At 49.0% G+C, this 26525-nt stretch carries 31 protein-coding genes; 8 read left to right on the top strand and 23 right to left on the bottom strand.

Annotated features, from left to right (window positions below):
- Window positions 1-19 precede the first annotated feature (19 nt).
- Window positions 20-1360, bottom strand: a complete 1341-nt coding sequence (locus ACOJUO_RS10855; protein WP_422136711.1) for an MFS transporter — start codon at window positions 1358-1360, stop codon at window positions 20-22.
- A 252-nt stretch (window positions 1361-1612) separates the two neighbouring features.
- On the opposite strand from ACOJUO_RS10855, the gene ACOJUO_RS10850 reads away from it, so the two are divergent.
- Window positions 1613-2563: a hypothetical protein gene (locus ACOJUO_RS10850; RefSeq protein ID WP_422139782.1), complete on the top strand. Its 951-nt coding sequence runs from the start codon at window positions 1613-1615 to the stop codon at window positions 2561-2563.
- A 278-nt stretch (window positions 2564-2841) separates the two neighbouring features.
- Here ACOJUO_RS10850 and ACOJUO_RS10845 read toward each other — a convergent pair whose 3' ends face one another.
- Complete coding sequence (locus tag ACOJUO_RS10845) at window positions 2842-3597, bottom strand: SDR family NAD(P)-dependent oxidoreductase (protein WP_422137065.1); 756 nt, start codon at window positions 3595-3597, stop codon at window positions 2842-2844.
- Between the two features lie 13 nt (window positions 3598-3610).
- The gene (locus ACOJUO_RS10840; protein ID WP_422136709.1) at window positions 3611-4318 is read right to left on the bottom strand and encodes a TSUP family transporter; all 708 of its coding nucleotides are present in this window, start codon (window positions 4316-4318) and stop codon (window positions 3611-3613) included.
- Window positions 4319-4543: 225 nt separating this feature from the next.
- Here ACOJUO_RS10840 and ACOJUO_RS10835 point away from each other — a divergent pair, with 225 nt between their 5' ends.
- Window positions 4544-5857, top strand: a complete 1314-nt coding sequence (locus ACOJUO_RS10835; protein WP_422139781.1) for an aspartate aminotransferase family protein — start codon at window positions 4544-4546, stop codon at window positions 5855-5857.
- A 72-nt stretch (window positions 5858-5929) separates the two neighbouring features.
- On the opposite strand, the gene ACOJUO_RS10830 is transcribed toward ACOJUO_RS10835, so the two are convergent.
- Window positions 5930-7450, bottom strand: coding sequence for a PLP-dependent aminotransferase family protein (locus ACOJUO_RS10830; protein ID WP_422136707.1), 1521 nt, complete (start codon window positions 7448-7450; stop codon window positions 5930-5932).
- Window positions 7451-7615: 165 nt separating this feature from the next.
- Here ACOJUO_RS10830 and ACOJUO_RS10825 point away from each other — a divergent pair, with 165 nt between their 5' ends.
- The 4 genes from ACOJUO_RS10825 to ACOJUO_RS10810 all read left to right on the top strand — a co-directional run bounded on the left by ACOJUO_RS10825 (window position 7616) and on the right by ACOJUO_RS10810 (window position 10770).
- Complete coding sequence (locus ACOJUO_RS10825) at window positions 7616-8479, top strand: transporter substrate-binding domain-containing protein (RefSeq protein ID WP_422136706.1); 864 nt, start codon at window positions 7616-7618, stop codon at window positions 8477-8479.
- A gap of 109 nt (window positions 8480-8588) precedes the next feature.
- Window positions 8589-9230 (top strand): amino acid ABC transporter permease, encoded by a 642-nt coding sequence (locus tag ACOJUO_RS10820; RefSeq protein WP_422139780.1) that lies wholly within the window; start codon window positions 8589-8591, stop codon window positions 9228-9230.
- 15 nt (window positions 9231-9245) lie between these two features.
- A complete protein-coding gene (locus tag ACOJUO_RS10815) occupies window positions 9246-9911 on the top strand; it encodes an amino acid ABC transporter permease (protein ID WP_422139779.1) in 666 nt (221 codons plus the stop codon).
- Window positions 9904-10770 (top strand): amino acid ABC transporter ATP-binding protein, encoded by an 867-nt coding sequence (locus ACOJUO_RS10810; RefSeq protein ID WP_422136703.1) that lies wholly within the window; start codon window positions 9904-9906, stop codon window positions 10768-10770. The genes ACOJUO_RS10815 and ACOJUO_RS10810 overlap by 8 nt, the downstream gene beginning before the upstream one ends.
- A gap of 109 nt (window positions 10771-10879) precedes the next feature.
- Here ACOJUO_RS10810 and ACOJUO_RS10805 read toward each other — a convergent pair whose 3' ends face one another.
- The gene (locus tag ACOJUO_RS10805; protein ID WP_422136702.1) at window positions 10880-11599 is read right to left on the bottom strand and encodes a riboflavin synthase subunit alpha; all 720 of its coding nucleotides are present in this window, start codon (window positions 11597-11599) and stop codon (window positions 10880-10882) included.
- Between the two features lie 277 nt (window positions 11600-11876).
- Between ACOJUO_RS10805 and uvrA the strand changes: the two genes are divergently transcribed.
- Window positions 11877-14711, top strand: coding sequence for an excinuclease ABC subunit UvrA (uvrA, locus tag ACOJUO_RS10800; protein WP_422136701.1), 2835 nt, complete (start codon window positions 11877-11879; stop codon window positions 14709-14711).
- Window positions 14712-14947: 236 nt separating this feature from the next.
- Window positions 14948-15391, top strand: coding sequence for a bactofilin family protein (locus ACOJUO_RS10795; RefSeq protein WP_422139778.1), 444 nt, complete (start codon window positions 14948-14950; stop codon window positions 15389-15391).
- Window positions 15392-15527: 136 nt separating this feature from the next.
- Here ACOJUO_RS10795 and ACOJUO_RS10790 read toward each other — a convergent pair whose 3' ends face one another.
- From ACOJUO_RS10790 to rpsN, 18 genes are all read right to left on the bottom strand, one after another.
- The gene (locus tag ACOJUO_RS10790) at window positions 15528-16010 is read right to left on the bottom strand and encodes a zinc ribbon domain-containing protein (protein WP_422139777.1); all 483 of its coding nucleotides are present in this window, start codon (window positions 16008-16010) and stop codon (window positions 15528-15530) included.
- Window positions 15988-16419, bottom strand: a complete 432-nt coding sequence (locus tag ACOJUO_RS10785) for a hypothetical protein (protein WP_422139776.1) — start codon at window positions 16417-16419, stop codon at window positions 15988-15990. Before ACOJUO_RS10785 ends, ACOJUO_RS10790 begins: the two co-directional genes overlap by 23 nt.
- Window positions 16420-16525: 106 nt before the next feature.
- The gene (locus ACOJUO_RS10780) at window positions 16526-17101 is read right to left on the bottom strand and encodes an IS607 family transposase (protein WP_422136697.1); all 576 of its coding nucleotides are present in this window, start codon (window positions 17099-17101) and stop codon (window positions 16526-16528) included.
- Between the two features lie 369 nt (window positions 17102-17470).
- Entirely contained in the window at window positions 17471-18769 is a 1299-nt protein-coding gene (locus tag ACOJUO_RS10775; protein ID WP_422139775.1) for an amino acid permease, read from the bottom strand.
- Window positions 18770-18937: 168 nt separating this feature from the next.
- Window positions 18938-19324 (bottom strand): 50S ribosomal protein L17, encoded by a 387-nt coding sequence (rplQ, locus tag ACOJUO_RS10770; protein WP_422136695.1) that lies wholly within the window; start codon window positions 19322-19324, stop codon window positions 18938-18940.
- 73 nt (window positions 19325-19397) lie between these two features.
- Entirely contained in the window at window positions 19398-20399 is a 1002-nt protein-coding gene (locus tag ACOJUO_RS10765) for a DNA-directed RNA polymerase subunit alpha (protein WP_422136694.1), read from the bottom strand.
- Window positions 20400-20430: 31 nt separating this feature from the next.
- On the bottom strand, window positions 20431-21051 hold the full coding sequence (gene rpsD, locus ACOJUO_RS10760) for a 30S ribosomal protein S4 (protein ID WP_257254923.1): 621 nt from the start codon (window positions 21049-21051) through the stop codon (window positions 20431-20433).
- A 16-nt stretch (window positions 21052-21067) separates the two neighbouring features.
- Window positions 21068-21457: a 30S ribosomal protein S11 gene (rpsK, locus tag ACOJUO_RS10755; protein WP_034841784.1), complete on the bottom strand. Its 390-nt coding sequence runs from the start codon at window positions 21455-21457 to the stop codon at window positions 21068-21070.
- 52 nt (window positions 21458-21509) lie between these two features.
- Window positions 21510-21866 carry a 30S ribosomal protein S13 gene (gene rpsM / locus ACOJUO_RS10750; RefSeq protein ID WP_422136693.1) on the bottom strand — a complete coding sequence of 119 codons (357 nt, stop codon included), beginning with the start codon at window positions 21864-21866 and terminating at the stop codon, window positions 21510-21512.
- Window positions 21867-22247: 381 nt separating this feature from the next.
- Window positions 22248-22361, bottom strand: a complete 114-nt coding sequence (gene rpmJ, locus ACOJUO_RS10745; protein ID WP_079253874.1) for a 50S ribosomal protein L36 — start codon at window positions 22359-22361, stop codon at window positions 22248-22250.
- A 49-nt stretch (window positions 22362-22410) separates the two neighbouring features.
- Window positions 22411-23736, bottom strand: a complete 1326-nt coding sequence (secY, locus tag ACOJUO_RS10740; RefSeq protein ID WP_317143664.1) for a preprotein translocase subunit SecY — start codon at window positions 23734-23736, stop codon at window positions 22411-22413.
- Window positions 23737-24171 carry a 50S ribosomal protein L15 gene (rplO, locus tag ACOJUO_RS10735; RefSeq protein WP_317143665.1) on the bottom strand — a complete coding sequence of 145 codons (435 nt, stop codon included), beginning with the start codon at window positions 24169-24171 and terminating at the stop codon, window positions 23737-23739.
- Between the two features lies 1 nt (window position 24172).
- Complete coding sequence (gene rpmD / locus ACOJUO_RS10730; RefSeq protein ID WP_252177315.1) at window positions 24173-24355, bottom strand: 50S ribosomal protein L30; 183 nt, start codon at window positions 24353-24355, stop codon at window positions 24173-24175.
- 3 nt (window positions 24356-24358) lie between these two features.
- Window positions 24359-24871: a 30S ribosomal protein S5 gene (gene rpsE, locus ACOJUO_RS10725; protein WP_252177316.1), complete on the bottom strand. Its 513-nt coding sequence runs from the start codon at window positions 24869-24871 to the stop codon at window positions 24359-24361.
- An 11-nt stretch (window positions 24872-24882) separates the two neighbouring features.
- On the bottom strand, window positions 24883-25233 hold the full coding sequence (gene rplR, locus ACOJUO_RS10720; protein ID WP_257253596.1) for a 50S ribosomal protein L18: 351 nt from the start codon (window positions 25231-25233) through the stop codon (window positions 24883-24885).
- A gap of 12 nt (window positions 25234-25245) precedes the next feature.
- On the bottom strand, window positions 25246-25779 hold the full coding sequence (gene rplF, locus ACOJUO_RS10715) for a 50S ribosomal protein L6 (RefSeq protein WP_422136692.1): 534 nt from the start codon (window positions 25777-25779) through the stop codon (window positions 25246-25248).
- 12 nt (window positions 25780-25791) lie between these two features.
- On the bottom strand, window positions 25792-26184 hold the full coding sequence (gene rpsH / locus ACOJUO_RS10710) for a 30S ribosomal protein S8 (protein WP_422136691.1): 393 nt from the start codon (window positions 26182-26184) through the stop codon (window positions 25792-25794).
- Between the two features lie 29 nt (window positions 26185-26213).
- Window positions 26214-26519: a 30S ribosomal protein S14 gene (gene rpsN, locus ACOJUO_RS10705; RefSeq protein WP_422136690.1), complete on the bottom strand. Its 306-nt coding sequence runs from the start codon at window positions 26517-26519 to the stop codon at window positions 26214-26216.
- Between the last annotated feature and the right edge of the window lie 6 nt (window positions 26520-26525).

The following is a 26525-nucleotide window of genomic DNA, read 5'->3' as shown; positions in this document are numbered from 1 at the left end:
GCTTTCTCATTCATTTATGTCAGCACTCACCGTATTGGCGCAGCGCGGTCATATCCACTATTTTTCTGTCCACCTTCAGATAGGCGGTTCTCTCACTGTCCAGGACAGTCACTTCCTCAACCCCGGGAATAATGGCCAGTTCCCTGCCAATAGCACGGGCATCCAGGCTCATGGAGGAGTCGAGGGCCATCACCATACTGCTGACATAAGGAGGTTGCTTCATGGTAACAGACAATAACCACCAGAGTGCAGTAGGGATTGCACAAACCATCATGACACCGGTCGCTCCCCAGTACTGAAAGGCGAGTCCACCAAGGCTTCCACCCAGAGCAGCCCCCAGGAACTGACTGGTTGAGTATACGCCCATGGAGGTTCCCCGGGTGCCTGCCGACGATAATTTACTGACCAGAGAAGGTAGTGTAGCTTCCAGAAAATTGAATGCAGCAAAAAACAGGAATATTCCCAGCAAAACACTTTCGGCACGCCACATACCGGCAATGGCTGCCAGCAGGACAGTGACAGCGCCAACAAAGCACTGTTTCAGGCGACGTTTGGCTTCACTGAAAATAATCACCGGTACAATCATCACAAAAGAGACCGAGAGTGCCACCACGTAAATCCAGCCATGATTTTCCCGGGCCATCCCAAGGGTGTCTTCCAGCATCTGAGGCAGGAATACGAACAGGGCCATCAAGGTGAAATGCAGGGTAAAGATACCGGCCATCAACCTGAGCATTTCCCGATTACCTATAACATTGCCCACATCTTTGATACTGACTTTGGTGTTCAGATCAGTCCGGGTCACTACCGGAGTTGGCACCATGAACAATAGAATCAGAATGCTCAATCCGGCCATTACAGCATTACTGCCAAAAAGCCCCTCCAGCCCCCACCAGTCGGCAAAAAGAGGGCCCAGTAACATGGCGATGCAGAATGAGAATCCGATACTGATACCAAATACCGCCATGGCCCGGGTACGGTACTGCTCACGGGTCAAATCAGCCAGAAGTGCGGTGACAGCCCCGGATACCGCACCAGCACCCTGAAGAATCCGACCAAAAATGACTCCATAAATAGAGTCGGCCTGAGCGGCAACCAGACTGCCCAGCATAAAGATCATCATACCGGCTATGATAACCGGCTTGCGCCCGAACCGGTCTGACATCCAGCCAAAGGGAATTTGCAGAGCCGCCTGGGTTAACCCATAAGCACCAATCGCAAAGCCGGCCAGGGCTGGAGTGGCCCCCTGCAGGTCTTCGGAATAAAGGACCAGAACAGGCAGTACCATAAACAGGCCAAACATCCTGAATACAAACACCAGTGACAGTGAGACCGTTGATTTCAGTTCCTGCGGAGACATTCCTGACTTCTTATATAACATTGCAAGCGGCTTATTTTATCAGGAAAAACTTTTGAAGAAAGGAGTCGCCGAAAGACAATATGCCCATTGGATTTAAAAATAGAAAAAAAAACTTACATTTACCTGCAACTTCCCGAAAATCAGCTATTTTTAATCGTTCCGGTGGAATCATTACAACCATGAACAAGAAGTCTGCCAGACCTGAGGCCGCTTACAGGTAGCCCAAGCAATAAAAAAAGAGGATTGATCAACATGATATACCCTGCCCGACGCTTCGGTCATTTACCACTTTTCATGATGGCGGTAATTGCTTTCACATTGGCAACTCCCAAGCCAGCAGAGGCCGCTAACGACAGAACGCTTCGCTATGCGCTTCTTTCCTCTGGAGTGGTTTTTGTGGGCGGTTTGCTGCTGTTAATTGAGACTTCCTATTCAGGTGGTTCAAACTACTCCGGGGATGTTGAAAATCAGGAACACTCGTTGCAATTGCCCGTCATAACCTACAAAAAGGAGGCGGCGTTAAAAAACCATCACTCCGTTGATGTCAGGCTTGCCCCTTCGGTAGACCCGAAAGGCGAAATAATCGAATTTAAAGGGACCCTCTTACAACTGAAAGGCACAAAAAAAGCAGCTGTCTGTAACCCCATCCTGGAAGTCAAAGAGGTGAATAAAAACCTTTTAAAAGATATTCACGACCAATGCAACGCCTGGTTCAGCAGAAACAATATGGTATTTCCCCATGAGGTCAGTGGTATTGATCTGGCAGAAGCCTTTAATGTTGCGCTTCCGGAAATGGTATATAGAGCCAACATTCTGACCCTCACTCCCTATCAGGTAGCGCTGAACCCCAATCACAAAGAAGCTACCAAAGAAGATATGAGTTATTTCAGCATAGCGATGAGCGACTTCGAGCCTAACCAGTACTTTAAAACCTGTTATCACTATCCAAGAAACGCCGGCATGAACCCTCCGATGATCGACTCTGCAGGCGAACTGGTTTTCAAACTGCCAAAACAGGGCGTTACTCATCTGCATCATGACGGACACAACGAGTATTTCATAGCGACTCGCCTGTCCAGCAGCCAGGCTAAATTTGCCTATGCCTGGAAGCTTGGCTCTCCCTGGCCACCTATGCCCAGACCAGTCAGATTAACTCCGGCAACCAAAGACATTCTGCCCATTCATGTCCTTGATCACGAGTAACCCGAAAACAAAGTCAGTTCAGTTTAAGTGCATGCACGGTATTGTCATAGACAGTCTTCAGCCCCGATCATCAAGAAGGTGTCGCAAAAGCCTCATCAATATTGGGGGCTTTTTTATCCCCCCCTACTGAGGGTGTCGCAAAAGGGTATGGTCAGCAGGATATATCAAGATCGTCGTTCCCGCGCAGGCGGGAACCCACCACGAACAGTGGATCTCCGCCTTCGCGGAGATGACGGTTTGAAGCTTGAAGCGTTTTAATTGACCTTTTGCGACACCCTCTACTGATCACGGTCGATAGCAAATGGAGACCAGGCCTGACGTGTTGGCATCACCTCAACACGGTTGATATTGATGTGTTCCGGCAAGGTTGCGATGTAGAACATTTGCTCGGCAATATCTTCTGCGCTCAAAGGCGTGGTGCCACGGTACAGGTTATCAGATGCCTCCTGGTTTCCCTTGGTACGAACCAGGGTGAATTCGGTCTCTGCAATGCCTGGCGACAGGTCCGTAACACGCACACCTGTCCCCTGCAGATCACACCTCAGGTTATAACTGAACTGCTTAACAAATGCCTTACTTGCACCATAAACATGGCTTCCCGGATAGGGCCATTGACCTGCAATCGAACCTACATTGATGATAGTAGCGCCTGCCCCAGACTTGATTAAGGCAGGCAGCAGTGCATGCGTGACATTGACCAGGCCAGTAACGTTGGTGTCTATCATGGTATGCCAGTCATTAAGATCAACCTCGGGTGCTCCCTGGGGAGCCAGTGCCAGTCCTGCGTTGTTGACCAAAGCCGTTACTGCTGAAAATTCCTCTGGCAACGACGCTACTGCTTTCTTGACGGCTTCTGAATCGCGTACATCCAGTTGCATCACATGCACAGGAACATCCAGTGTCTCCCTGAGGTCCAAAAGTCTCTCTAAACGACGCCCCGAAAGAACCAGCGACCACCCCTCTTTGGCAAATCTGTGTGCAGCAGCTTTACCAAAACCAGAGGTCGCGCCAGTAATAAATGCGATTTTCTTCATCATGTTTTCCTTGTTAAATCATGATTGTGAGCAGTGCCAACATCATCAAAATGGGCGCTACCGTGTTTTTTGGTGATGAATCCGGGTATAAATCAAACAACTTCTTTCCCAATAAACTGCCCAGCATGGCAACAGGAAAAAGAACCAGGCTGAACTGAACAGACCGGGCCGAGATAGCATCGACATAAAGCAAACCCAACAGTGATGTCGCTGAACTCAGGATAAAAAACAGTATCGCCGTTGCTCTGATTTCACTGGCCTTTAACGACAGGTTTAACAGATACAAAACCAGTGGTGGACCGCCCGCTGAAGCCGTTGTCATGCCAAAACCTGACAATGCACCAGCAAGCATGGCATAGCGATGGTTAAGCCAGGTGAACCGCAGATCAAACATGATCAAAGTACCGGCAATCAATGAGAAGCCTGCAATCATCATCTTCAGTTCATGTGCAGATATGACCGAAATAAACAAAAGCGAGACCGGTATTGCGCCTAGCATGCCCAGTGAAAGCATGGTCAGCAGACGTCGATTAACCTGCTTCCTGGCGCCCGGCAACAGACACAGACTACTGAGCAGATCGAGTGTCAGAGCAATAGCAATGGCATCAAAGGGGGAATAGACAAGACTCAGGCACAGGGCAGCAATAATGGCAAATCCAAAGCCACTGTAACCCCTTACCAACCCGGCAAACAAAACAAATACCGTTGCTAAGCCCATCATCAATTCCGTTAAACATTACACATTGCTTCTGAAGGCCATCAATGTAATCAGCCCACGACCTATCCTATAGAGCCAGTTTTTCAGATTGTCTGAGTCAGTAGCGCCAACAGCCGCCCTGACACAAGGCTTTTTTTAAACTGTCCCTACATCCTTTTTTATGTTTCTCGCCAAGATAACTGCAAATCACAAACAAAGACTCAATCCTTACCCCACTGGAGAATTAAAATGGATGTATTGGGATCAGATGTATCAAATCATTATGTCGTGGAATTGGATAAACATGTATTCCACTCTTGGTCGGTACAAGAGTCAGCAACACCGGTAGCCATTGCCGGTGCACAGGGATCTAGCCTTTGGGATTTCGAAGGAAAGCAGTATCTGGATTTTAGTAGCCAGTTGGTGAACACCAATATTGGGCATCAGCACCCAAAGGTGATTGATGCCATCAAGGCCCAGGCTGAATCTCTGGTGACCATAGCTCCGGCAACAGCAAACCTTGCCCGGGGTGAAGCAGCCAGGCGCATACTGGATAGAGCACCGGCTAAGTTCAATAAGGTGTTTTTTACTAACGCTGGTGCTGATGCCAATGAAAATGCGATTCGCATGGCAAGACAATTTACCGGTCGTGACAAGGTGCTTTCTGCCTACCGCTCATACCATGGCAATACCGGCTCAGCGATCGCTGCCACAGGTGATTTTCGTCGTGTACCCAATGAATACAGCCGCGGGCATGTACACTTTTTTAACCCTTATCTTTATCGCACCGAGTTCAATGCAAAGACGCAAGAACAGGAATGTGAGCGAGCTCTGCAGCACCTGAAACGAGTGATTGAATGCGAAGGACCAGATTCCATTGCCGCCATTCTTCTGGAGACAATCCCGGGCACAGCAGGCTTTCTTTTACCACCGGAAGGCTATCTACAAGGGGTTAGAGATCTGGCCACCGAACATGGTATACAACTGATCTTCGACGAAGTGATGGTGGGATTTGGTCGCACTGGCCGCTGGTTTGCTTTTGAGCACTTTAACGTTATTCCGGATCTGATCACCTTTGCCAAAGGGGTTAACTCAGGCTACGTTCCTGCTGGCGGCGTTGTTGTAAGCGAGCCAATATCCGAATATTTCAAGAGCCACTTCTTTATGGGCGGCCTCACCTATTCTGGCCACCCACTGGCCATGTCCGCCATTGTCGCAACTCTGGATGCAATGGAAGAGGAAGGCATTGTTCGCTATGCCGATGAGGTAGGAAACACGGTTTTGGGACCCGCATTAATCGACCTGATGGAAAAACACAACAGCATTGGCGACATTCGTGGCAAGGGCATGTTCTGGGCTCTGGAGCTGGTCGAAGACAGGACAACACGAGAGCCTTTAAGCAATGAGAAAATGGCCTCCATTAAAGCCAGATTAACCGACAAGGGCCTACTTTCTTTTATAGTGAACAACCGTATTCACGTAGCGCCGCCTCTTATCGTTAAACCCAATGAGATTGCCCAGGGTGTGGCCATTATTAGCCAGGTACTCTCGGACTTTGATTAAAACCTGAACAAAAAACGCCAGGACAATGGTCTTGGCGTTGACACCTCCAAAAGGAAAAAATCTATATAAAGCCTAACCTTCCAGGGCGCTTGCCAGTTGTTCAACCCCGGGGGTAATGAGCGCCTTATCGATGGCATGAAAGCCAAGCCTGAAAAAACTATTGGTTTCAGGGTTAGCTTGTTCCTGCCCCATGAAATGCGAATATCCTGTTTCTATCAGAACCCCCCGTTGAGATGCTCTGGACGCCAGTCGCTGACTGCTTATTCGGTCGGGTGTTTCTAACCACAGCGCATTGCAATAGTTACCCTTGGCCAATCGCTTACAATCGGGAAGATAGCGCTGAACCGCTTCATTAATCTCGTGCCAGCGCTGGCGTGTATTGTCTTTGAAACGTCGCAGGAAGCTATCGTAATAACCCTGTGAGATAAAATGCGCCATTTCCATTTGCACCCGGCTTGGCGGGTGGCGATACATTAAACGACGCAGTGTTCGTAACTCATAGATCAACTCTTCCGGAGCAACGATATAACCAAGGCGTAGACCAGGTGCCAATGTCTTGGAAAAACTACTGACGTAGACAACACGGTTGTCTTTATCCAATGCCTTTAGTGCAGGCAAGGGGTTCCATTCGGAGTTGCTGTCTGAGTCGTAATCATCTTCTATAATGATGGCGTCACTCTTTTGCGCTAATTGCAAAAGGTCATGTCGGCGTTGCTTACTCATGGTCACGCCCGTTGGAGCCTGATGACTCGGTGTAACATAGAAATAATCACACTTGGATGACAGCTCGTTAAGCACCAGCCCGCTCTGGTCAACAGTATGCGGATGAAGCTGTGCCCGGGCCAAACTAAAAATATTGTTAGCTTCTTTATAGCCAGGGTTTTCCACCCCTACTCGAGTGTGTTTATCCATTAACATCCTGGATAGCAAATAGAGCGCGTTCTGTGAGCCAACGGTAATGAGAATCTCATCGCTCCTGGCGTGAATGCCTCGCTGTGGGAGTACCCGGGTTCGGATCTGCTCTACCAATAACTCTACATCCTTATCAACTTTGTCACACAGCCAGCTATGATCTTTCGGGTCTGCTATCACCTTACGAGTGGATTCTCGCCACTGCGCCAGAGGAAAATCTTGAATGCTTGGTTGCCCATAGATAAAGGGATATTGATAACAGCTCCAGTGGGAGGGTTTAACTATACGGGGGAAAGCATCTGTAGAAACCTTGAATCGACGGCTCCAGTTTGCGGCATTGGCAGGGTTGTCTGCCTCAAAATGGTTCAACTCCTGTTCCACCTCTTCAAGTCTGGTGGAATATTTTTCCGACAGGTAATAACCGCTTCTTGGCTTACTTATCAGGTAACCGTCATCTGACAGTGCTTCGTAGACCAGTGACACAGTATTGCGTGACACCTTCAATTGACTTGAAAGCTTACGGCAGGAAGGCAGCGCCTCATCGGCAGAGAACACACCTTCGAGTATTGCTTTAACAAGATACTCTCTTACCTGCTCCTGCAAACTTCTCTTCGAATCAAACTCAATGAAACAGCTGTAATTTATCCCCATGGAGTCAACCTTTTGGATATTTTTATTCATTGCATTCGATTCACCACAGCAAAAAGCAAGCCAATATACTTAATTAGTCGTATTTATCTTATATTCTAACCACTGTCCCAATCAGCACGGAAAATTGGCTCTAACCCAACTATCTATCTCATCTCTAAAGTGAAGGCGTTCACAAATCACAGCAAGTAACAAATTATGAGACATGGAATAAAACTTAGAAAATGGGTAGCCGTTGCCGCAGCAACGATGACTATAGGCATGTCCAGTATGGTTGTTGCCGATGAGTCGCCATCTTTTGCCAGCAAGGGAATAAAGGTTGCGACAGAGGATAACTACTCTCCGTTCAACTTTATCGATAAAGGCAAGCCAACCGGGATAAATAAAGATCTTCTGGATGAACTGCGCGACTACTCCGACTTTAAAGTAAAGCAGGAGATTCTGCCCTGGACAGGTCTTCTGGCATCCGTTTCCGCAGGTCAGTATGACCTTGCCCTTACCGGTGCAATCATTACTGACGCTCGCCTCAAAGCATTCGATTTCACCCCACCCATCGCCTCCGCACAGCACTATTTCGTCGCCCGGGCAAAAGACGACAGCGTAAACACGATTGCAGATCTGGATGGAAAAACAGTTGGCTTGCAGGCAGGCAGCGCACTACTGGAAAGGCTTCCCGAATTGAAAACCATGCTTGAAGCCCAGGATAAGAAACTAGGAAAAGTGGTTGAGTATCAATCATACCCTGAAGCCTACGCCGACCTGGCAAATGGTCGCATCGATTACGTGATCAACAGTATCGTCAATATAAATGAGTTGGTAAAAACCAAGCCCAAGGTATTCAAGAAAGGTGAAGCTGTATCCGGCCCCGGCTTTGTAAGCTGGCCTGTACCCAAAGACAACCCTGAACTGCTGGCCTATCTGACCGACTTCTTTGCACACTTAAAAGAGACAGGTCGTATGGCTGAGTTGCAGGAAAAATGGTTCGGTGAATCCTTTGATGAACTGCCAACCAACGCCATCGTTTCAGTTGAACAGTACCATAAATTGACTGCAGTCCGGTAAACCACTCCTCACAGTTCAGTAATGACCAGGGCTTAAAAACGACTACTCCTATCGCCCTGGTCTTACTTAAAAAATCAACGTTAATACTGCTGCAGACAGGTAGGTATTTATGGATCACTACGGATGGATGCAATTGCTTCAGGGGGCATGGACCACGGCATGGATATCAATGGTATCCATCGCCCTGGGGGTGGTTTTCGGGCTCGTGATAGCGCTTATTCGTATGGCGAAACTGCCAATTGTCGATCAGATATTAGGTGTCTATGTCAGCTGGGCAAGAGCCACACCACTGGTGACATTAGCCTTGTTCATCTTCCTCTCTTTTCCGTCTTTAGGCATCAATCTCGATAAACACTTCTCGGCCATCTTGTGTTTAACCCTGAATACCTCTGCCTTTAATGCCGAGATCTGGAGAAATGCATTCCTTAACTTCTCCAGTGGGCAGAAAGAGGCCGCTGAAGCTCTGGGTATGCGACGACTGACCTATTTTAGGCGCATCATGTTCCCTCAAATGGTGGTCATGAGCCTGCCCGCACTGGTCAACGAGATGTCTTTCTTAATCAAAGGCAGCCCGGCGATTGCCGTGATTGGCGTTGTTGACCTGACTCGTGTTACCAACCGAATCGCAGCCGTCACCTATGAACCTCTACTTCCTATTCTGTGTGCTGGCATTCTCTATATGTGCATCATAGGTGTGCTAATCAAATTACAACAAATGGCCGAGAAAAAGGCTAACTACCTGGCTGGCTGATAATAAGGAGTAATCATGGCTGAATGGGAAATAATCTGGCAGCAAAGAGACATCTTTATTTCAGGTTTTGGTAATACTTTTATACTGTTTTTGGCGGGATCAATCGCAAGTTTCATCCTGGGTGTGACCCTTCTCTACACCTTGGAAAATGGCTCAAAAGGTGTTAAAGGCAGCGTAATCCTGATCATCAATATGATGCGCACCCTGCCCTTCCTGATTTTGGCTTATCTGCTGTATTACGGGTTGCCAGAGGTCGGAATCCGCATGGATGCCTTTACTGCGGGGCTGGTCTCTTTATGCCTTTATCATGGCACCTATTTCTGCGAGATCTTCAGAGGTATTCGCAAAGGACTGGATTCAGGCTTGACGGAAGCAGCCCAGGCTTGTGGCTTCTCCAGATTCAAGACCTTTACCCGCATTATCATGCCCAATGTGCTGTTTCGATCCGTGCCGCTCATTGCCAATCAGCTGATCATCTGCCTGAAAGACACCGCCTTTCTGTGCATTATTACCGTTGGTGAGATCACAGCGGCCGCTAACAGTATTCAATCAACCTACTTTATTCCGCTTAACGCATTTATTGTGGCTATTGCCCTGTACTGGATTATCAGTATCGCCATCGAACAGGTCAGCAAAATCACACTTAATAAAGTTCAGGATAGAGGGCTAAGCCATGCTTAATGAAAAGATTCTCACCAAGCCAGTTGAAACCCCGAAAACCGCTCAGGAAAGCGCACCTGTGGTAGAACTGCCTGTCCAGTACCCAAAAACCGAATCCAATGCCCGGGATATTGTAAGGGTGGTGAACCTGTCCAAACAGTTTGATGGCATCGAGGTGCTGAGAGACATTAACCTCACCATCAAAAAGGGCGACGTTGTCAGTATTCTGGGTTCTTCCGGTTCAGGTAAGTCGACCCTGCTTCGTTGTATGAACTGGCTTGAACAACCGGAACGAGGCAGCATCCATTTGGGTGATGAGCGCATAGGTATCAATCCTGTTACCAGGAAACCGCTCAAATACAAAGAGCTCGCCAGGATTCGCGAGCGTATCGGTATGGTGTTTCAAAGCTTCAATCTCTGGCCTCATCTCACTGTGCTCAAGAATGTCATGGAAGCCCTGTTACATGTTAAGAAAATGCCAAAAGCGGAGGCGGAAAAAATCGCCAGAGTGCAGTTAGAAAAAGTTGGTATGTCCCATAAACTCGACAGCTATCCAAATATGCTATCGGGCGGTCAAAAACAGAGGGTCGCTATCGCCCGTGCACTGGCTATGGAACCAGAGGTATTGCTGTTTGATGAACCCACCTCAGCCCTTGATCCTGAATTGGTTGATGAGGTTCTGACCGTGATGCAGGCGTTATCGAAAGAGGGTTACACCATGGTGGTGGTCACACACGAAATGGAGTTTGCCAGAAACGTTTCAAGCCAGGTGGTGTTCCTGGAGAAAGGTATTCTGATTGAAAAATGTCCGCCAGAGAAGTTCTTTACCAATCCGGATTCACCTCGGGTAAGACAGTTTTTGAAGCTCGATGGCGCCTGACTCAACTTCAGCACTGAGAACAGAAAGCCCTGGATTGCAGGGCTCTCTGGCTGCTGCAAATCACTGGCTCCTCTGTTTTCAGGCCCTTTCCGGGTATAAGTGAGCTGAATCAGCGCCGGACGTGATCTGTTTGCGCAAGGCTCGTGGTCAGTGACTCTGTTAAGTTAATATTTTTTTCTTCCATTAATGCTTCCAGTAAAGGATAAAGAGCGCCCAGTTGCTTTTCGAGCGTGTCTTTAATGGTGTCGACGATCACCTGCGTACCACGCTCAATTTCAATGTTGACCCAATCATCTGCTTTTTTAGCATTGAATGTTGTGACTCTTCGGGTCTCAGGAATCAGCCAGACTTCAAAACAGTCTTTCTTCTTGTCGACATCGGATAAGGTTAGGCTGCATCCATTAATCGCTATATACCCTTTAGGGAAAATGTATTGCCCCCATTCATTGCTGTATGCAAACCGCATACGGCAGTTTCCCTCGATCTCTTCAACTTCAAGAATCTGAGCCCGAAAGTCGATGTGTCCAGAAAGAGGGTGTCCGCCAATTTCCGCCCCATCCATTGCTGCTCGCTCGACATTCACGGCCTGACCAGTGACATGATCTCCTAATGTCGTTACACGTAAGCTTTGCAAAATAACATCAAATCTGGCCAGAGTCGGACTGATAATTTCTGTTACCGTAAGACAAACGCCGTCCACCGCAACACTGGCCCCTACATTCAGCCCCTGGCAAAAGCCTTCCGGGAACTCAATGTCAAAGGTTCGGATGCCATCGTGGTCATCCACACGGCCAATTTTGGCCATGCCTTGAACAATGCCTGTAAACATTCAAATTGCTCCATTACTTTCGAATTAGTGTCAGGGTATACGTGTAAGGACTGTCAGCAGGATCTTCAACGATGTTTCTTCAGGCGAACAATATAATATCTGCAGCCAAAATATCACACGATTTTAGCTTAAAGTGCTCTGGTTTAAACTCGTAAGGATAGAAAAAGCCACCGTCCAGACAGGTGAAACCAGCTAGCCATTTACTTAACATGGGTTTGCGCAAGCAAAGCCTATATAATTGCTCCTTTGCCTGACAGATGGTACTGAGGGACTGGCTTTGGACACAATCACCGTAAGGGGTGCAAGAACCCATAACCTGAAGAACATCGATCTCGATATGCCCCGGGACAGCCTGATTGTCATTACCGGTCTTTCCGGATCAGGAAAGTCGTCCCTGGCCTTCGATACCCTTTATGCCGAGGGTCAGCGTCGCTATGTGGAATCTCTGTCTGCCTATGCACGACAGTTTCTCTCGATGATGGAAAAGCCGGATGTCGATCACATCGAGGGTTTGTCTCCTGCCATTTCCATTGAGCAGAAGTCCACCAGCCATAACCCTCGTTCGACAGTCGGCACCATTACTGAAATATACGACTATCTTCGTTTGCTTTTTGCCAGAACCGGTACACCCCGCTGCCCTGAGCATCACTTACCCCTGGAAGCCCAGACCGTCAGCCAGATGGTGGATCAGGTACTGGCATTGCCAAAAGGTACCAAACTGATGTTGCTGGCACCTGTGGTCAGGGATCGAAAAGGTGAACACCTCCATGTCTTCAGCGAACTGAGAGCCCAGGGTTTTATTCGAGCCCGCATTGATGGCATTGTCACCGACCTCGATAACCCACCTGAGCTGGACAAAAAGAAGAAGCACACTATCGAAGTGGTGGTTGATCGCTTCAAGGTAAGAGAAGATCTGCAGTTGCGTCTGGCAGAATCTTTCGAAACAGCTCTCGAACTGACCGACGGGCTGGCAGCAGTCAGCTTTATGGACGCGGAGGAGCAGGACATTGTGTATTCAGCCCGCTTTGCCTGCCCGTCTTGCGGCTACAGCATCAATGAACTGGAGCCCCGCATGTTCTCGTTCAATAACCCGGCGGGGGCCTGCACCACCTGTGATGGTCTGGGGGTCAAGCAGTTTTTTGATGAAGACCGTATTGTCCAGCACCCGGAATTAACCCTGGCGGAAGGCGCCATTCGTGGTTGGGATCGCCGCAGCGTCTATTACTTTCACCTCTTAAAGTCACTGGCTGCACACTTCGGCTTTGATATTGATACCGCTTTTGATGATCTTACTGCTGAGCAACAGACGATTATTCTTCATGGCTCCGGCGAAGAGCAGATTGATTTCAGTTACGTCAACGATCGGGGCGATGTTTATAAAAAGCGCCATCGTTTTGAAGGCATTATCCCCAACTTTGAACGCCGTTTCCGTGAGACAGAATCCCAGTCTGTGCGTGAAGAGCTTTCCAAGTATTTGAGTACCCAGCACTGCCCAAGCTGTAAAGGCACTCGTCTCCGTCAGGAATCAAGACACGTCTTTATCGAAGATGAAACACTGCCCGATCTGGTGAAACTACCGGTAGAACGTGCGCTTGCTTATTTCGAACAACTCAGTCTTCCCGGCCAGAAAGGTGAGATTGCAGAAAAAATTCTGAAAGAGATCTGTGATCGTCTGAGCTTCCTGGTCAACGTGGGTCTTAACTACCTGACACTAGATCGCAGTGCGGATACCCTCTCAGGAGGTGAAGCCCAGCGCATTCGACTGGCCAGTCAGATTGGTGCTGGCCTGGTTGGCGTTATGTATATTCTGGACGAGCCCAGTATTGGTTTGCACCAGCGAGATAACGAACGTCTACTGAATACACTGACCCGTCTCCGCGACCTGGGTAATACAGTGATTGTTGTAGAACATGACGAGGACGCCATTCGCACTGCCGACCACGTGATTGATATCGGTCCGGGTGCCGGAGTTCATGGCGGTGAGATTATTGCCCAGGGCACACCTGCCCAGATTATGGACAATGAAAAATCGGTCACAGGCCAATATTTGACTGGCACTAAAAAAATCGCGATACCTGAACAGCGTACACCAGCGGATAAAAAGAAACGACTTAAACTCACCGGCTGCACCGGCAACAACCTGAAGAATGTCACCCTGGAAATCCCGGTGGGGCTGATGACTTGTGTAACAGGCGTTTCCGGCTCAGGAAAGTCCACCCTCATCAACAGTACTCTTTATCCTATCGCTGCCCAGGTCTTGAATGCTGCCACTACTTTAACGGCATCAAAGCACAGGAAAATCAGCGGTCTGGACCACTTCGATAAATGCATCGACATTGACCAAAGCCCTATTGGTCGGACTCCAAGGTCCAACCCAGCTACCTACACAGGCATTTTTACCGCGATTCGTGAACTGTTTGCCGGAACCCAGGAAGCCCGTTCCCGTGGCTACAAGCCCGGACGTTTCAGCTTTAACGTTAAAGGGGGTCGCTGTGAAGCCTGTCAGGGCGACGGTGTCATAAAGGTAGAGATGCATTTCCTGCCTGACATTTATGTGCCCTGTGACGTCTGTAAGGGCAAACGATACAACCGTGAAACGCTGGACGTTAAATACAAAGGCAAGAATATTCATGAAGTTCTGGAAATGACCGTCGAGGAAGCTCTGGAATACTTTGAACCGATTCCTGCCGTTAAACGTAAACTGCAAACTCTGATGGATGTTGGTTTGTCGTATATTCATCTGGGACAAAATGCTACCACACTCTCCGGCGGTGAGGCACAGCGGGTGAAACTGGCCAAGGAACTTTCCAAAAGGGATACCGGCAAGACCCTGTACATTCTTGATGAGCCAACTACAGGCCTGCACTTTCACGATATTGAACAGTTACTGGCAGTGTTGCACAGGCTAAGAGATCGCGGGAATACCGTGGTAGTGATTGAGCACAATCTCGATGTCATCAAAACAGCAGACTGGATCGTCGATCTGGGACCCGAGGGAGGTGATGGTGGAGGTCAGATCATTGCCGAGGGCACGCCTGAAGTTGTGGCTGACAACGAATTTTCCCATACCGGTCGCTTCCTGAAGCTGATGCTAAAGTCACCTGATCAATAACAGAGAACCAATATCAGCCCTGACGGGCAAATGGAATTCACTCCCGCCGGATTCGACGGGAGCACTCTTTCGGATATCGATAGCGTTTACAGATTGAAGCTGAAGGCGCAATGAAGGATGATTCCCCCCTTAAAGTTTTGCCTTGAAAAAGGGTCTTCCGTTTTCAGTCAGCTGGACGCATACCACTTTTTCTTTCGTTTCGGGCATCTCGGGTTAAGCACTCTAAGGAGTTCACTATGTGGGGCAAGAACAACTCAGAAAACAGCCTGGTCAGCAGCACCAGAAATGATGACACCATCACTCTGATAGCTGCAGGCACAGAAGTTGAAGGAGACATTCGTTTCCGTGGCATCGTTCATGTTGAAGGTAAGATCAAGGGCAATGTCAGTTCCAACGATGGCAAACTTCAACTGATTGCCGGTAGTCGTGTAGAGGGTAATATTACTGCCGCCCAGATAGTAATCAATGGTCGTGTAACTGGCGACGTTTATGCTACTGAAAAGCTTGAGCTATCAGCCGAGGCCCATGTGGAAGGCAACGTATATTACGATGTGATGGAAATCGCGGCCGGAGCTGCCATAAATGGCAAGATGGAACGTATGCACAAAAGTGGCGAACTGTTGCCCAACCCCTCTGAAGAAGAAAATGAAGTCAAGGTCAAGAAACTTGGATCTACCTGATCCTCCGAGAGGAAAGAAGACACTCTTTCCTCTTTATGAATAACCGGTGGTCAACTCATCCGTTATTGCAATGAATACCACCTCTTGATTAAAACCGCAACGAGCGCAACGCTCGCTGTTATGGCTAAGGTTCAAGCTACCTTGTCAAACACTTAAGAAAGACATTTCTGGCACCGTTGATGTCACGATCAACGGTGAAGCCCTCACCCTTAATAACCTTGGAAGAACCTAATTTTTCGTCAATGGTCCCGCTCCATGATCGAGTCTTGGATGTATAGGCTTCGTTGCAATCAACTACATGCTTTCCATACTTTTTTGCGTACCACTTAAGCCGCTTTTTGAATTGGTAGTGATTGAGGTCAAGCATCTGGCGGCAGGTGTTACGGCGAATGGTGCGAACCTTCTTATCTTTGCGTGTGACCATACCTCTTGTCTCAAAGGTTGGCAAAAATACAACATCGTAGTTCGACACCAGCTCGAACGCCAGCCGGTTATGCAGATCAAGAGCAATGTCATCCTTTTTGCATTTCAGCCGGTCAATTTCCCTGTTGAAATGAATAATCCGATCTCTTGCCCACTGGGGCATGTCGGGGAACTCAACGCCCTTCCGCGTGTTCACCGGGGTCAACTCCAACGCATCTAACCTTCCCTTGGATTTCGGGATTTAGCTCAATATGTTGTTGAACCTGAATGAACCAGCGACCTTTGTCGTAGGTTACGACACAAGACTTGCCAATCGCTTCTGCTGGCACATCTTCTGTCAGGTGAATCTTGCCAAGAGCCTGTACGCAGGGATTTAACCCCTTTGGCAAACGGTCAATAGAGAATGAGTGCCTGCTACCTTTGCGGCTTTTGAAACTGATTTCTGCAAAGCCCTCTTTAGCTCCCTTGAGCTTCTTGTTGTGCTTGCAGACCGCTTTGAATGTAGCCGCTGCCGCCAGTGTTCCATTATCAGAAACAATCGAGTTATAAGCCCTGCCACTTTCTTTTTGCTCCTGCTCCACTTGAGCTTTAATGGCAGGTCGCATGTTGATGAATTTTCCGCTGGCATCTTTATAGTCATCGTTGCGGAAACGCTCAACAGCAAGGTTGTACGACCTGCGATAGAGTATCAGGGCATCGTGATAGGCTTGCTTATTCTCTGGGTAAAACCTGATCTTTTTTGACGCTACTATCTTTGCGTCCTTTGCGTCTTTTAGCAGATCGCTTCCCGTAGTGGCTATTGCAGAATGAGGTAATGAAACCGATAAGCTCTTGGGTGTCGAATGACTTACTGGCGTTATCCGGGTCATCCAAAACCTCGATGTGTCCTCCCGATAATTCAACAAGCCATTTGATGAGTCCAAACCCTGATCGGGCAAGGCGATCTTTTGTGGCAACCACAATATGGGTTGGATTTCCGCACACCGCTGATTCCAGAATGGTTTGCAGTCCTTTTCGCTTAAAGTTGAAAGCACTGGCAATGTCGCTGATAAATTCTGCATCAGGGTGCTCTTTGAGTAAGATACGCTTTTGCGTGTCAATGCTGGATTTTTGCTTTCCAGAACTCACTCTTGTATAGCATATCTTCCTCTGCTGGTTAATGAATATGCGGAAGTGACCACCACTGGTTTGCTTCACTTTTTCGTAGTGACCGCTTTCGATCTTGCGCCTCATAGTTTGACTGGTTACGCCTTCAATCTTGGCTAGCTTTGTAGTTGAACCCCACAAGATAAATTCACCTTTTGACGATTTATCTTGTGTCTGGCGTAATTGATTTTGCGATTGTTGCAATTTTATTTGACTGTTTATTTCGCAGCCTTTTAGGGACTGATAAAGCTTGCCGTGTCGAAGCTTAAATTCGCAGTACGAACCAATTTTTTATGGAAAAACACCTACCTGAAAAGAAAAGTATTGATCCAGATCAATTCTCTTGTAAGCGTTAATACGTATAGTACGAACCATAGGAGCAAGGGCACACACACAATAAGAACGATTTCACAATAAGAAAAAATAATACAAGGGACCAAGTATAAAAATCATAACACTTGATATAGCCTGTTAGTATATAAAGCCAAGTTTGAGAGAACCTGGTTTTTTTTATTTTATTAGCTGTGAAACCAGAAATCCTGCCACAACAATCACACCAAAAATCACCACAAAAAAATCCTTCAAAGGCTTGCGATATCGTTTCAGAGCAGCAGACCTGTAGAGCCCTATGACCGGAATAAAGAACAGGATAATCGCCATTATGGGGGCTACTATGGCATCCATGATCATAAGAATACTCCAATCACCAACACCTGCAATCCAGCATCCCAGGGCCACCAGAAAAATACTCAAGCGTCTGGGTCTGGCAGAAGGGGTTGTTAACTCACCCGGCCTGAACCGTTCCAGCCCCACACCAATAAAGCCATTGATCACTTCAATAGTGCCGAGAAAAAAACCATAGTAAGAAGTTAAAATCGCCACAAAAGCGATAACAGGTGCCAGACTGGAAAATAAACGATTACCGGGTTGATTAGCCAGGATGGAAAGAATTGGTAGGTTTTGAGCTTTCGCAAGCTCAATCTGTTCTGGCGCCAGAGCCAATACACACGAAAGCACGAAGAACAATGTGATAAGCAGTAAAACCAGAGAGCTTCTGAAGTGAATCTGGTCGGTCTTGGCGATGCACTGATGAAGCTCAGGCATTTGACGCCGGTACGATCGGGCAAAGGATGGACAAACAGCCGCATGGTAGAAAGAAAATACCAGCACGGGTAACGTCAGAAGAAAGGTTTTAACGATATCCACCATGGGCACTTCCTGACGGAGAAAATCCATTCGCCATTGAGGTATCAAATACAGACTTACGCACAGAAGCACCACAGTCAGAGGAAAAACCAGACTGCTGATCAGCTTCAACATTTTCTGCTCTGAGCCACTAAACAGCGCGATCATGCCCGTGACAAGCAAAAAAACAAGCAAAGGTCTGTTTATTAGGCCTTCCCATTTGAGCTGATTTATCAGAAAACTCTCACTAACATTCGCAATGCCAATGGTATAAAGCAGCAGGACAGGAAACATCGACAAAAAACAGAGCAGCATCAACCACTGACCGACTTTATCACCAAAGTTCTCTCTAACAATACTGCTGATATCCCCATCAGGTTTCCGGGAAGACAAACAGAAACGGGTTAACCCTCTATGGGTGAGAAATATGATGGGACCACTGACCAGGGCCATGAAGAAAAGAGGCCATATACCACCACTACCGGCGACTATGGGGAGGTAAAGCAGCCCTGCACCTATGCCTGTACCTATGTGACTGAACATCCAACCTGTGTCCCTGGCGGTCCATTCTGATTTGGCGTATTTTTCTATGGAACGTTTTGCTTCAATACCCTGATTTGACATAGACCCCCCCATTCGCAAAACTGCAATGCCTTTACAATTTAGACAATGAAAAGATGGCCTGGTTCCCCTGTGATTTTCTGCTGAATCGATTCAAAGTTGGCTTGTCATTAGGAGCCTCAAAAAAAAACCGGACACAAGGTCCGGTTTTTTTTTGAAGGAGTAAAAATCTTACTCTTCAGTAGCTTCCACTTCAGCAGCTGGACGATCCAGCAGCTCGACGATAGCCATAGGTGCATTGTCACCCTTACGGAATCCGCACTTCAGGATGCGGATATAGCCGCCTGGACGCTCTTTGAAGCGAGGGCCCAGTTCGGAGAACAGCTTGCCAACAGTCTCTTTGTTACGGAGACGATCAAACGCCAGACGACGGTTGGCTACGCTGTCTTCCTTAGCCAGGGTGATCAGCGGTTCTGCAACACGGCGCAGCTCTTTAGCCTTAGGCAGTGTTGTTTTGATTACTTCGTGCTCTACCAGGGAAGCAGTCATGTTCTTGAACATCGCCTTGCGATGTGAACTGTTCCGGTTGAGCTTGCGGCCACTCTTACGATGACGCATGGCACAAACTTCCTCATTCTACCATTTGCCTTACACCCACTCTTTTGGAGTGAGTGAAAAAGCCAATGGCTGCTTAAGCAGAAATCTTGTCGTCGCCCTTCAGGCTGGCCGGTGGCCAGTTGTCGAGACGCATACCCAGGCTCAAACCACGAGAGGCCAGAACGTCCTTGATCTCGGTCAGGGACTTCTTACCCAGGTTCGGGGTCTTGAGCAGTTCAACCTCAGTGCGCTGAATCAGGTCACCGATGTAGTAGATGTTTTCTGCCTTCAGACAGTTAGCACTACGAACAGTCAGTTCGAGGTCATCCACAGGGCGCAGCAGGATAGGATCAACTTCATCCTCTTCCTTAACTGGCTCTGGCTCTGGCTCACCTTCCAGATCAACAAATACAGCCAGCTGCTGCTGCAGAATGGTTGCAGCACGACGGATGGCTTCATCCGGGTCCAGAGTACCGTCGGTTTCCAGATCAAGAACCAGCTTGTCCAGGTCGGTACGCTGCTCGACACGAGCACTTTCAACGACATAGGAGACGCGGTAAACAGGGCTATAGGTGGCATCCAGTTGCAGACGGCCAATAGCACGGGTCTCATCTTCATCCTGATGACGGCTGTCAGCAGACTCATAACCGCGGCCACGAGCTATCCTCAGCTGCATGTTCAGGTCGCCTTTCTCATTCAGATTGGCGATCACATGATCCGGGTTAACGATTTCAACATCGTGGTCCAACTGGATATCCGCAGCAGTCACAGGGCCAGCACCTTTCTTGGTCAGACTCAGTGTTGCTTCGTCACGGCCGGTCATGCGAATGGCAAGACCTTTGAGGTTCAGCAGGATGTCAATAACATCTTCCTGAACACCTTCAATCGCACTGTATTCATGCTGTACGCCGTCAATCTCAACTTCTGTCACGGCACAGCCGGGCATGGAAGAGAGAAGGATACGACGCAGAGCATTGCCCAAGGTATGTCCAAAACCACGCTCAAGCGGTTCCAGAGTTACCTTAGCGCGCGTCAGGCTAATTTCCTCGACATCAATGTGTCTAGGAGTAAGAAATTCAGTAACCGAATTCTGCATGGATGTTACACCCCACCTAACTGTCTATCCCTTACTTGGAGTACAGCTCGACGATCAAGTTTTCGTTGATGTCAGCTGACAGGTCACTCCGCTCGGGCAGCACCTTGAAGGTACCTTCCTTTTTGCTGGCATCAACCTCAACCCAGGTAGAAAACCCACGCTGAGCGGCCAGTTCAAGGGCTGCGTTGATACGCAGCTGGTTTTTAGCCTTTTCGCGGATGGCGACAACATCGCCAGGCTGAACCTGGTAGGAAGGAATGTTTACAGTCTTTCCATTCACCAGGATGGCTTTGTGGCTTACCAGCTGACGTGCTTCGGCACGGGTGGAACCGAATCCCATGCGGTAAACTACATTATCAAGGCGAGACTCAAGCAGTTGCAAGAGGTTTGCACCCGTTGCACCTTTCTTGCGATCAGCGGCCTTGTAGTAGTTACGGAACTGCTTCTCCAGTACGCCGTAGATACGACGAACTTTCTGCTTTTCACGAAGCTGTACACCGTAGTCAGAAAGACGGCCACGACGCTGACCGTGCTGACCTGGAGCAATTTCTGCTTTGCACTTTGACTCGAGTGCACGAACACCACTCTTCAGAAAGAGATCGGTGCCTTCACGACGAGACAGTTTGCACTTTGGACCAATGTATCTAGCCATTTATACCGACTCCTGCTTATACACGACGCTTTTTAGGCGGACGACAACCGTTGTGGGGGATCGGAGTAACATCAGTGATGTTAGTGATCTTGTAACCACAAGCGTTCAGTGCGCGTACAGCGGATTCGCGGCCAGGACCAGGTCCTTTCACGCAGACATCCAGATTCTTCAGACCGTATTCAGCGGCAGCCTGACCTGCACGCTCAGCAGCAACCTGCGCTGCAAACGGCGTGCTCTTACGAGAACCACGAAAACCGGAACCGCCGGCTGTGGCCCAGGCCAGAGCGTTGCCCTGACGATCGGTAATGGTCACGATAGTGTTGTTAAAAGAAGCGTGGATGTGAGCAACACCGTCAACAACCTGCTTTTTAACCTTCTTACGTGAACGAGTACCTGGCTTTGCCATATCAGAATAAATCCTGTTTCATAAGAACGGTATAACCATTCTTAATTGATACTTACTTACGAATAGGCTTGCGAGGACCCTTTCGGGTGCGAGCATTCGTCTTGGAACGCTGACCACGAACCGGCAGACTGCGACGGTGGCGGATACCACGGTAGCAACCCAGGTCCATGAGGCGTTTGATGTTCATACTGATTTCACGACGCAGATCACCTTCAACGTCCAGCTTGGCGATTTCACCACGCAGGGACTCAAGTTGCTCTTCGCTCAGATCAGCGATTTTGGCTTCTGGCTTAACGCCAGTGGTCTCACACAGCTTTTTAGCTGTGGTCTTGCCGATGCCGAATATGTAGGTCAACGAGATAACAGCATGTTTGTTATCCGGAATGTTGACGCCAGCAATACGGGCCATTCAATCGTCTCCGTTTGTTTTCTCCGTGAGTTCATCCTTGCCTGTACAGACAGGGACATTTTGAGTTCACGGTTATTTTCGCCTGTAGACTTATCAACCAACTTTGCAGCCAGTCATGCGATGTTTATCTACTTCGCCATCTATAGGCAGATAACACGGACCGGATCAGCACCTGAAGATACTGTCGGGAATGCTATAAAGCATGCCCTCCCAATCCATTGTTAGATGCTTACACAACTAACAGGTCGAAAAGCGGAAATTTTAATCCCACCAACGACAAAATACAACCGCTCATGATGCTCATGAACGGTTGTATTTATCTGTAGCCTTATGAGGTCAAGCCATAACGGCCCGGGACAACCCGAAAGACCTCATGCACAATCAACCTTGGCGTTGCTTGTGACGTGGCTCAACGCAGATGACACGAACAGTGCCCTTGCGCTTGATAATCTTGCAGTTACGGCAGATTTTCTTAACCGATGCACGTACTTTCATTATTCACTCCACCATTTCAGAGCTAGTGGCATTCGATGCAGAACCGGTGTTAGCGGATCAGGCCACCACCACCGTAGCCCTTAAGATTGGATTTCTTCAGCAGTGACTCGTACTGATGTGACATCAGGTGTGACTGCACCTGAGCCATCGTATCCATGACGACCACTACTACGATCAGCAGACTGGTACCACCCAGATAGAAAGGCACGTTAGCCGAAACTACCAGGAACTGTGGCAGCAGACATACTGCTGTCATATAGATAGCGCCAAACATGGTCAAACGAGTCAGGACACCATCAATGTAACGGGCAGACTGCTCACCAGGACGAATACCCGGGATGAATGCCCCTGACTTCTTCAGGTTGTCTGCAACATCCTTCGGATTGAAGACCAGCGCAGTGTAGAAGAAGCAGAAAAAGATGATACCTGCAGAGAACAAGACTATGTTCAGCGGCTGACCCGGACCCAGTGCCAGTGCGATATCCTGGAGCCATTCCCAGCCCTCGCCCTGACCAAACCATTGTGCAATGGATGCAGGGAAGAGCAGAAGGCTGGAAGCAAAAATGGCTGGAATAACACCAGCCATATTTACTTTCAGGGGCAAATGGCTGCTCTGTGCCGCAAACACTTTACGACCTTGCTGACGCTTGGCGTAATTGACAGTTATACGGCGCTGACCGCGTTCGATGAATACAACGAATGCAATAATTGCAATGGCCAGCAGAGCAATTGCGAGCAATGCCAGAATATTGATGTCACCCTGACGGGCGGACTCGAATGACCGCCCGATCGCACTGGGAAGGCCAGCGACAATACCTGCAAAGATCAGGATAGAGATGCCGTTACCAATCCCGCGTTCAGTCACCTGCTCACCCAGCCACATCATAAAGACGGCACCGGTTACGAAGGTGACTACAGCTACTACATAAAAGCTGATATCAGGATTGAACGCCACGCCCTGGTTAGCAAGACCTACGGTCATGCCAGTACCCTGGACGAACGCCAGCAACACTGTCAGGTAGCGGGTATACTGACTGATCTTGCGTCGACCCGATTCACCTTCCTTCTTGAGCTGTTCCAACTGGGGGCTGACCACGGTCATCAACTGAATGATGATGGACGCCGAAATGTAGGGCATGATTCCCAGTGCCAGCACCGACATACGCTCCAATGCACCACCGGAGAACATGTTGAACAGGCCAAGAATGGTCCCTTCATTTTGTTGAAACATCCGAGCCAGGGCATCAGGGTTGATGCCAGGCACAGGAATATGAGCACCGATCCGATATACCAGGATCGCCAGAAATACGAACTTGAGGCGAGAAATTAACTCGCCCAAACCGCTTTGATTCCCAACAGGTAGTGTCTTAGCCATTTAGTCCTCGATCTTACCACCAGCAGCTTCGATCGCGGCGCGAGCGCCTTTGGTAGCTGCCAGACCTTTTAGTGTTACGGCCTTGTTCAGTTCGCCGGACAGTATCACTTTCGCTCGCAGGATGCTACCGTTGATGAGGTCTGCAGCCTTCAGAGCCGCCAGATCGATCACTTCGGATTCAACCTTGGCCAACTCATGCAGACGAATTTCAGCAGTGAAACGCGCCTTGCGGGAAGTAAAACCATACTTGGGCAGACGGCGTTGCAGTGGCTGCTGGCCGCCTTCAAAACCTGGTCTTACAGAACCACCGGAACGTGACTTCTGACCTTTGTGACCACGACCACCAGTCTTACCCAGACCGGAACCGATACCACGGCCAACGCGCTTGCGCTCTTTACGACTGCCTTCGGCAGGACTCAGAGTATTCAGACGCATGTTATTCTCCTTCGACCTTAACGAGGTAAGATACCTTGTTGATCATGCCGCGAACGGAAGGAGTATCTTCCACTTCAACCGTGTGGTTGATGCGACGCAGACCCAGGCCACGGACGCAAGCCTTGTGGCTTTCGAGGCGACCGTTAGTGCTCTTTACGAGCGTCACTTTGATCTTCTCAGCCATGACTTACCCCAGAATGTCTTCAACAGACTTGCCACGCTTGGCAGCAATGTCATCAGGAGAACGCATGTCGCGCAGACCCTTGAAGGTTGCGTTAACAACGTTCACAGGGTTGGTGGAACCGTAGCACTTGGCCAGTACGTTGTGTACGCCAGCCACTTCCAGAACAGCACGCATTGCACCACCGGCAATAACACCGGTACCTGCAGAAGCAGGCTGCATGTAGACCTTGGAAGCACCGTGACGGGCTTTTACAGGGTACTGCAGGGTATCACCGTTCAGGTCTACCTGGATCATGTTGCGACGGGCAGCTTCCATAGCCTTCTGAATAGCGACAGGCACTTCACGCGCCTTGCCACGACCGAAGCCTACTTTACCTTTACCATCACCAACAACGGTCAGGGCTGTGAAACCGAAGATACGGCCACCTTTCACCACTTTGGCTACACGGTTAACCTGCACCAGTTTTTCGATCAGGCCTTCGTCATTGTTTTGCGGTTTACGCTCATCTTTCGCCATGATGCCTACCCTCAGAATTCCAGACCGGCTTCACGGGCTGCATCGGCGAGAGCCTTAACACGACCGTGATACTTAAAACCGGAGCGGTCGAAAGCGACCTTGGCAACACCAGCAGCTTTAGCTCGCTCAGCAATCAGAGCGCCCACTTTTTTAGCAGCTTCAACGTTACCGGTAGCTTCGCCACGCAGCTCCTTCTCAACGGTGGAGGCAGAGGCCAGCACCTTGTCACCCTCAGGGGCAACCACCTGCGCATAGATATGACGCGGTGTGCGATGAACGCTCAGACGGTTAGCGCCCAATTCACGCATCTTCATCCGTGCACGTCGGGCACGACGCAGGCGAGCAGAATTTTTATCAATCATGATCACCTTACCTTACTTTTTCTTGGCTTCTTTACGACGAACGTGTTCGTCGGCGTAGCGGACACCCTTGCCTTTGTATGGCTCTGGGCGACGGAATTCGCGGATTTCCGCTGCAACCTGTCCAACCAGCTGCTTGTCGATACCCTTGATCAGGATCTCTGTCTGGCTTGGAGTTTCCGCAGTGACGCCTTCCGGCAAACTGTAGTCAACCGGATGAGAGAAGCCAAGGTTCAGATTCAGGCTCTTGCCCTTGGCCTGCGCACGATAACCTACACCCACCAGCTGCAGTTTCTTTTCGAAACCAGCGGTCACACCGGTCACCATGTTGTTAACCAGCGCACGGGTAGTACCAGCCAATGCACGAGAGTGCTTGGCACCGTCACGGGCTTCGAAAGTCAGGACGTTTTCTTCCTGCTTTACTTCAACGTTGGAGTGAATGCTCAGCTCCAGTTGACCTTTACCACCCTTGATGGAGATATGCTGACCATTCAACTTGATCTCAACACCGGCAGGGACTTCTACAGGGCTTTTTGCTACTCGAGACATCTGACCCCTCCCTTAGAATACGGTGCAAAGAATTTCGCCACCAACACCGGCTGCACGGGCAGCACGATCGGTCATTACACCTTTGTTGGTAGAAACAATGGCAATACCAAGACCGCCTTTCACTTTGGGCAGACCTTCTTTGCCTGCGTAAGAACGAAGACCCGGACGGCTTGCGCGCTTCAGGTTTTCAATAACAGGTTTGCCTTCATAGTATTTCAGGTCGATGATCAGAGTTTTCTGAACTTCGCCTTCTACACGTGCATCGGTTATATAACCTTCTTCCTTCAGTACTTTGGCTACAGCAGCCTTTACCTTGGAAGATGGCATTTCGACAGATGCATGTTCTGCCATTTGGGCATTACGGATACGAGTTAGCATATCTGCTAACGGGTCCTGCATACTCATTATCTATCTCTCCAGAAGATCAATCGCGCTTACCAGCTGGCCTTAACCAGACCTGGAACATCACCACGCATGGCCGCTTCACGCAGCTTGATGCGGCTCAGGCCGAATTTACGCAGGTAGCCGTGAGGCCGACCTGTTACACGACAGCGATTACGCAGACGAGATGAGCTGGCATCACGTGGCTGCTTCTGCAGTGCTACCTGAGCGTCCCACTTCTCATCTTCTGAGCTGTCAGGACTGATGATGATCGCTTTCAGCGCAGCGCGCTTCTCTGCATACTTGGCAACGGTGCGCTGACGCTTCAACTCCCGCTGCTTCATGGATACTTTTGCCATGGGCTC

Origin of the sequence: Endozoicomonas sp. ALC020, assembly GCF_049275935.1 — a bacterium.
Taxonomy (GTDB): Bacteria; Pseudomonadota; Gammaproteobacteria; order Pseudomonadales; family Endozoicomonadaceae; genus Endozoicomonas_A.
This window is presented reverse-complemented; position numbering and strand designations above follow the sequence as displayed.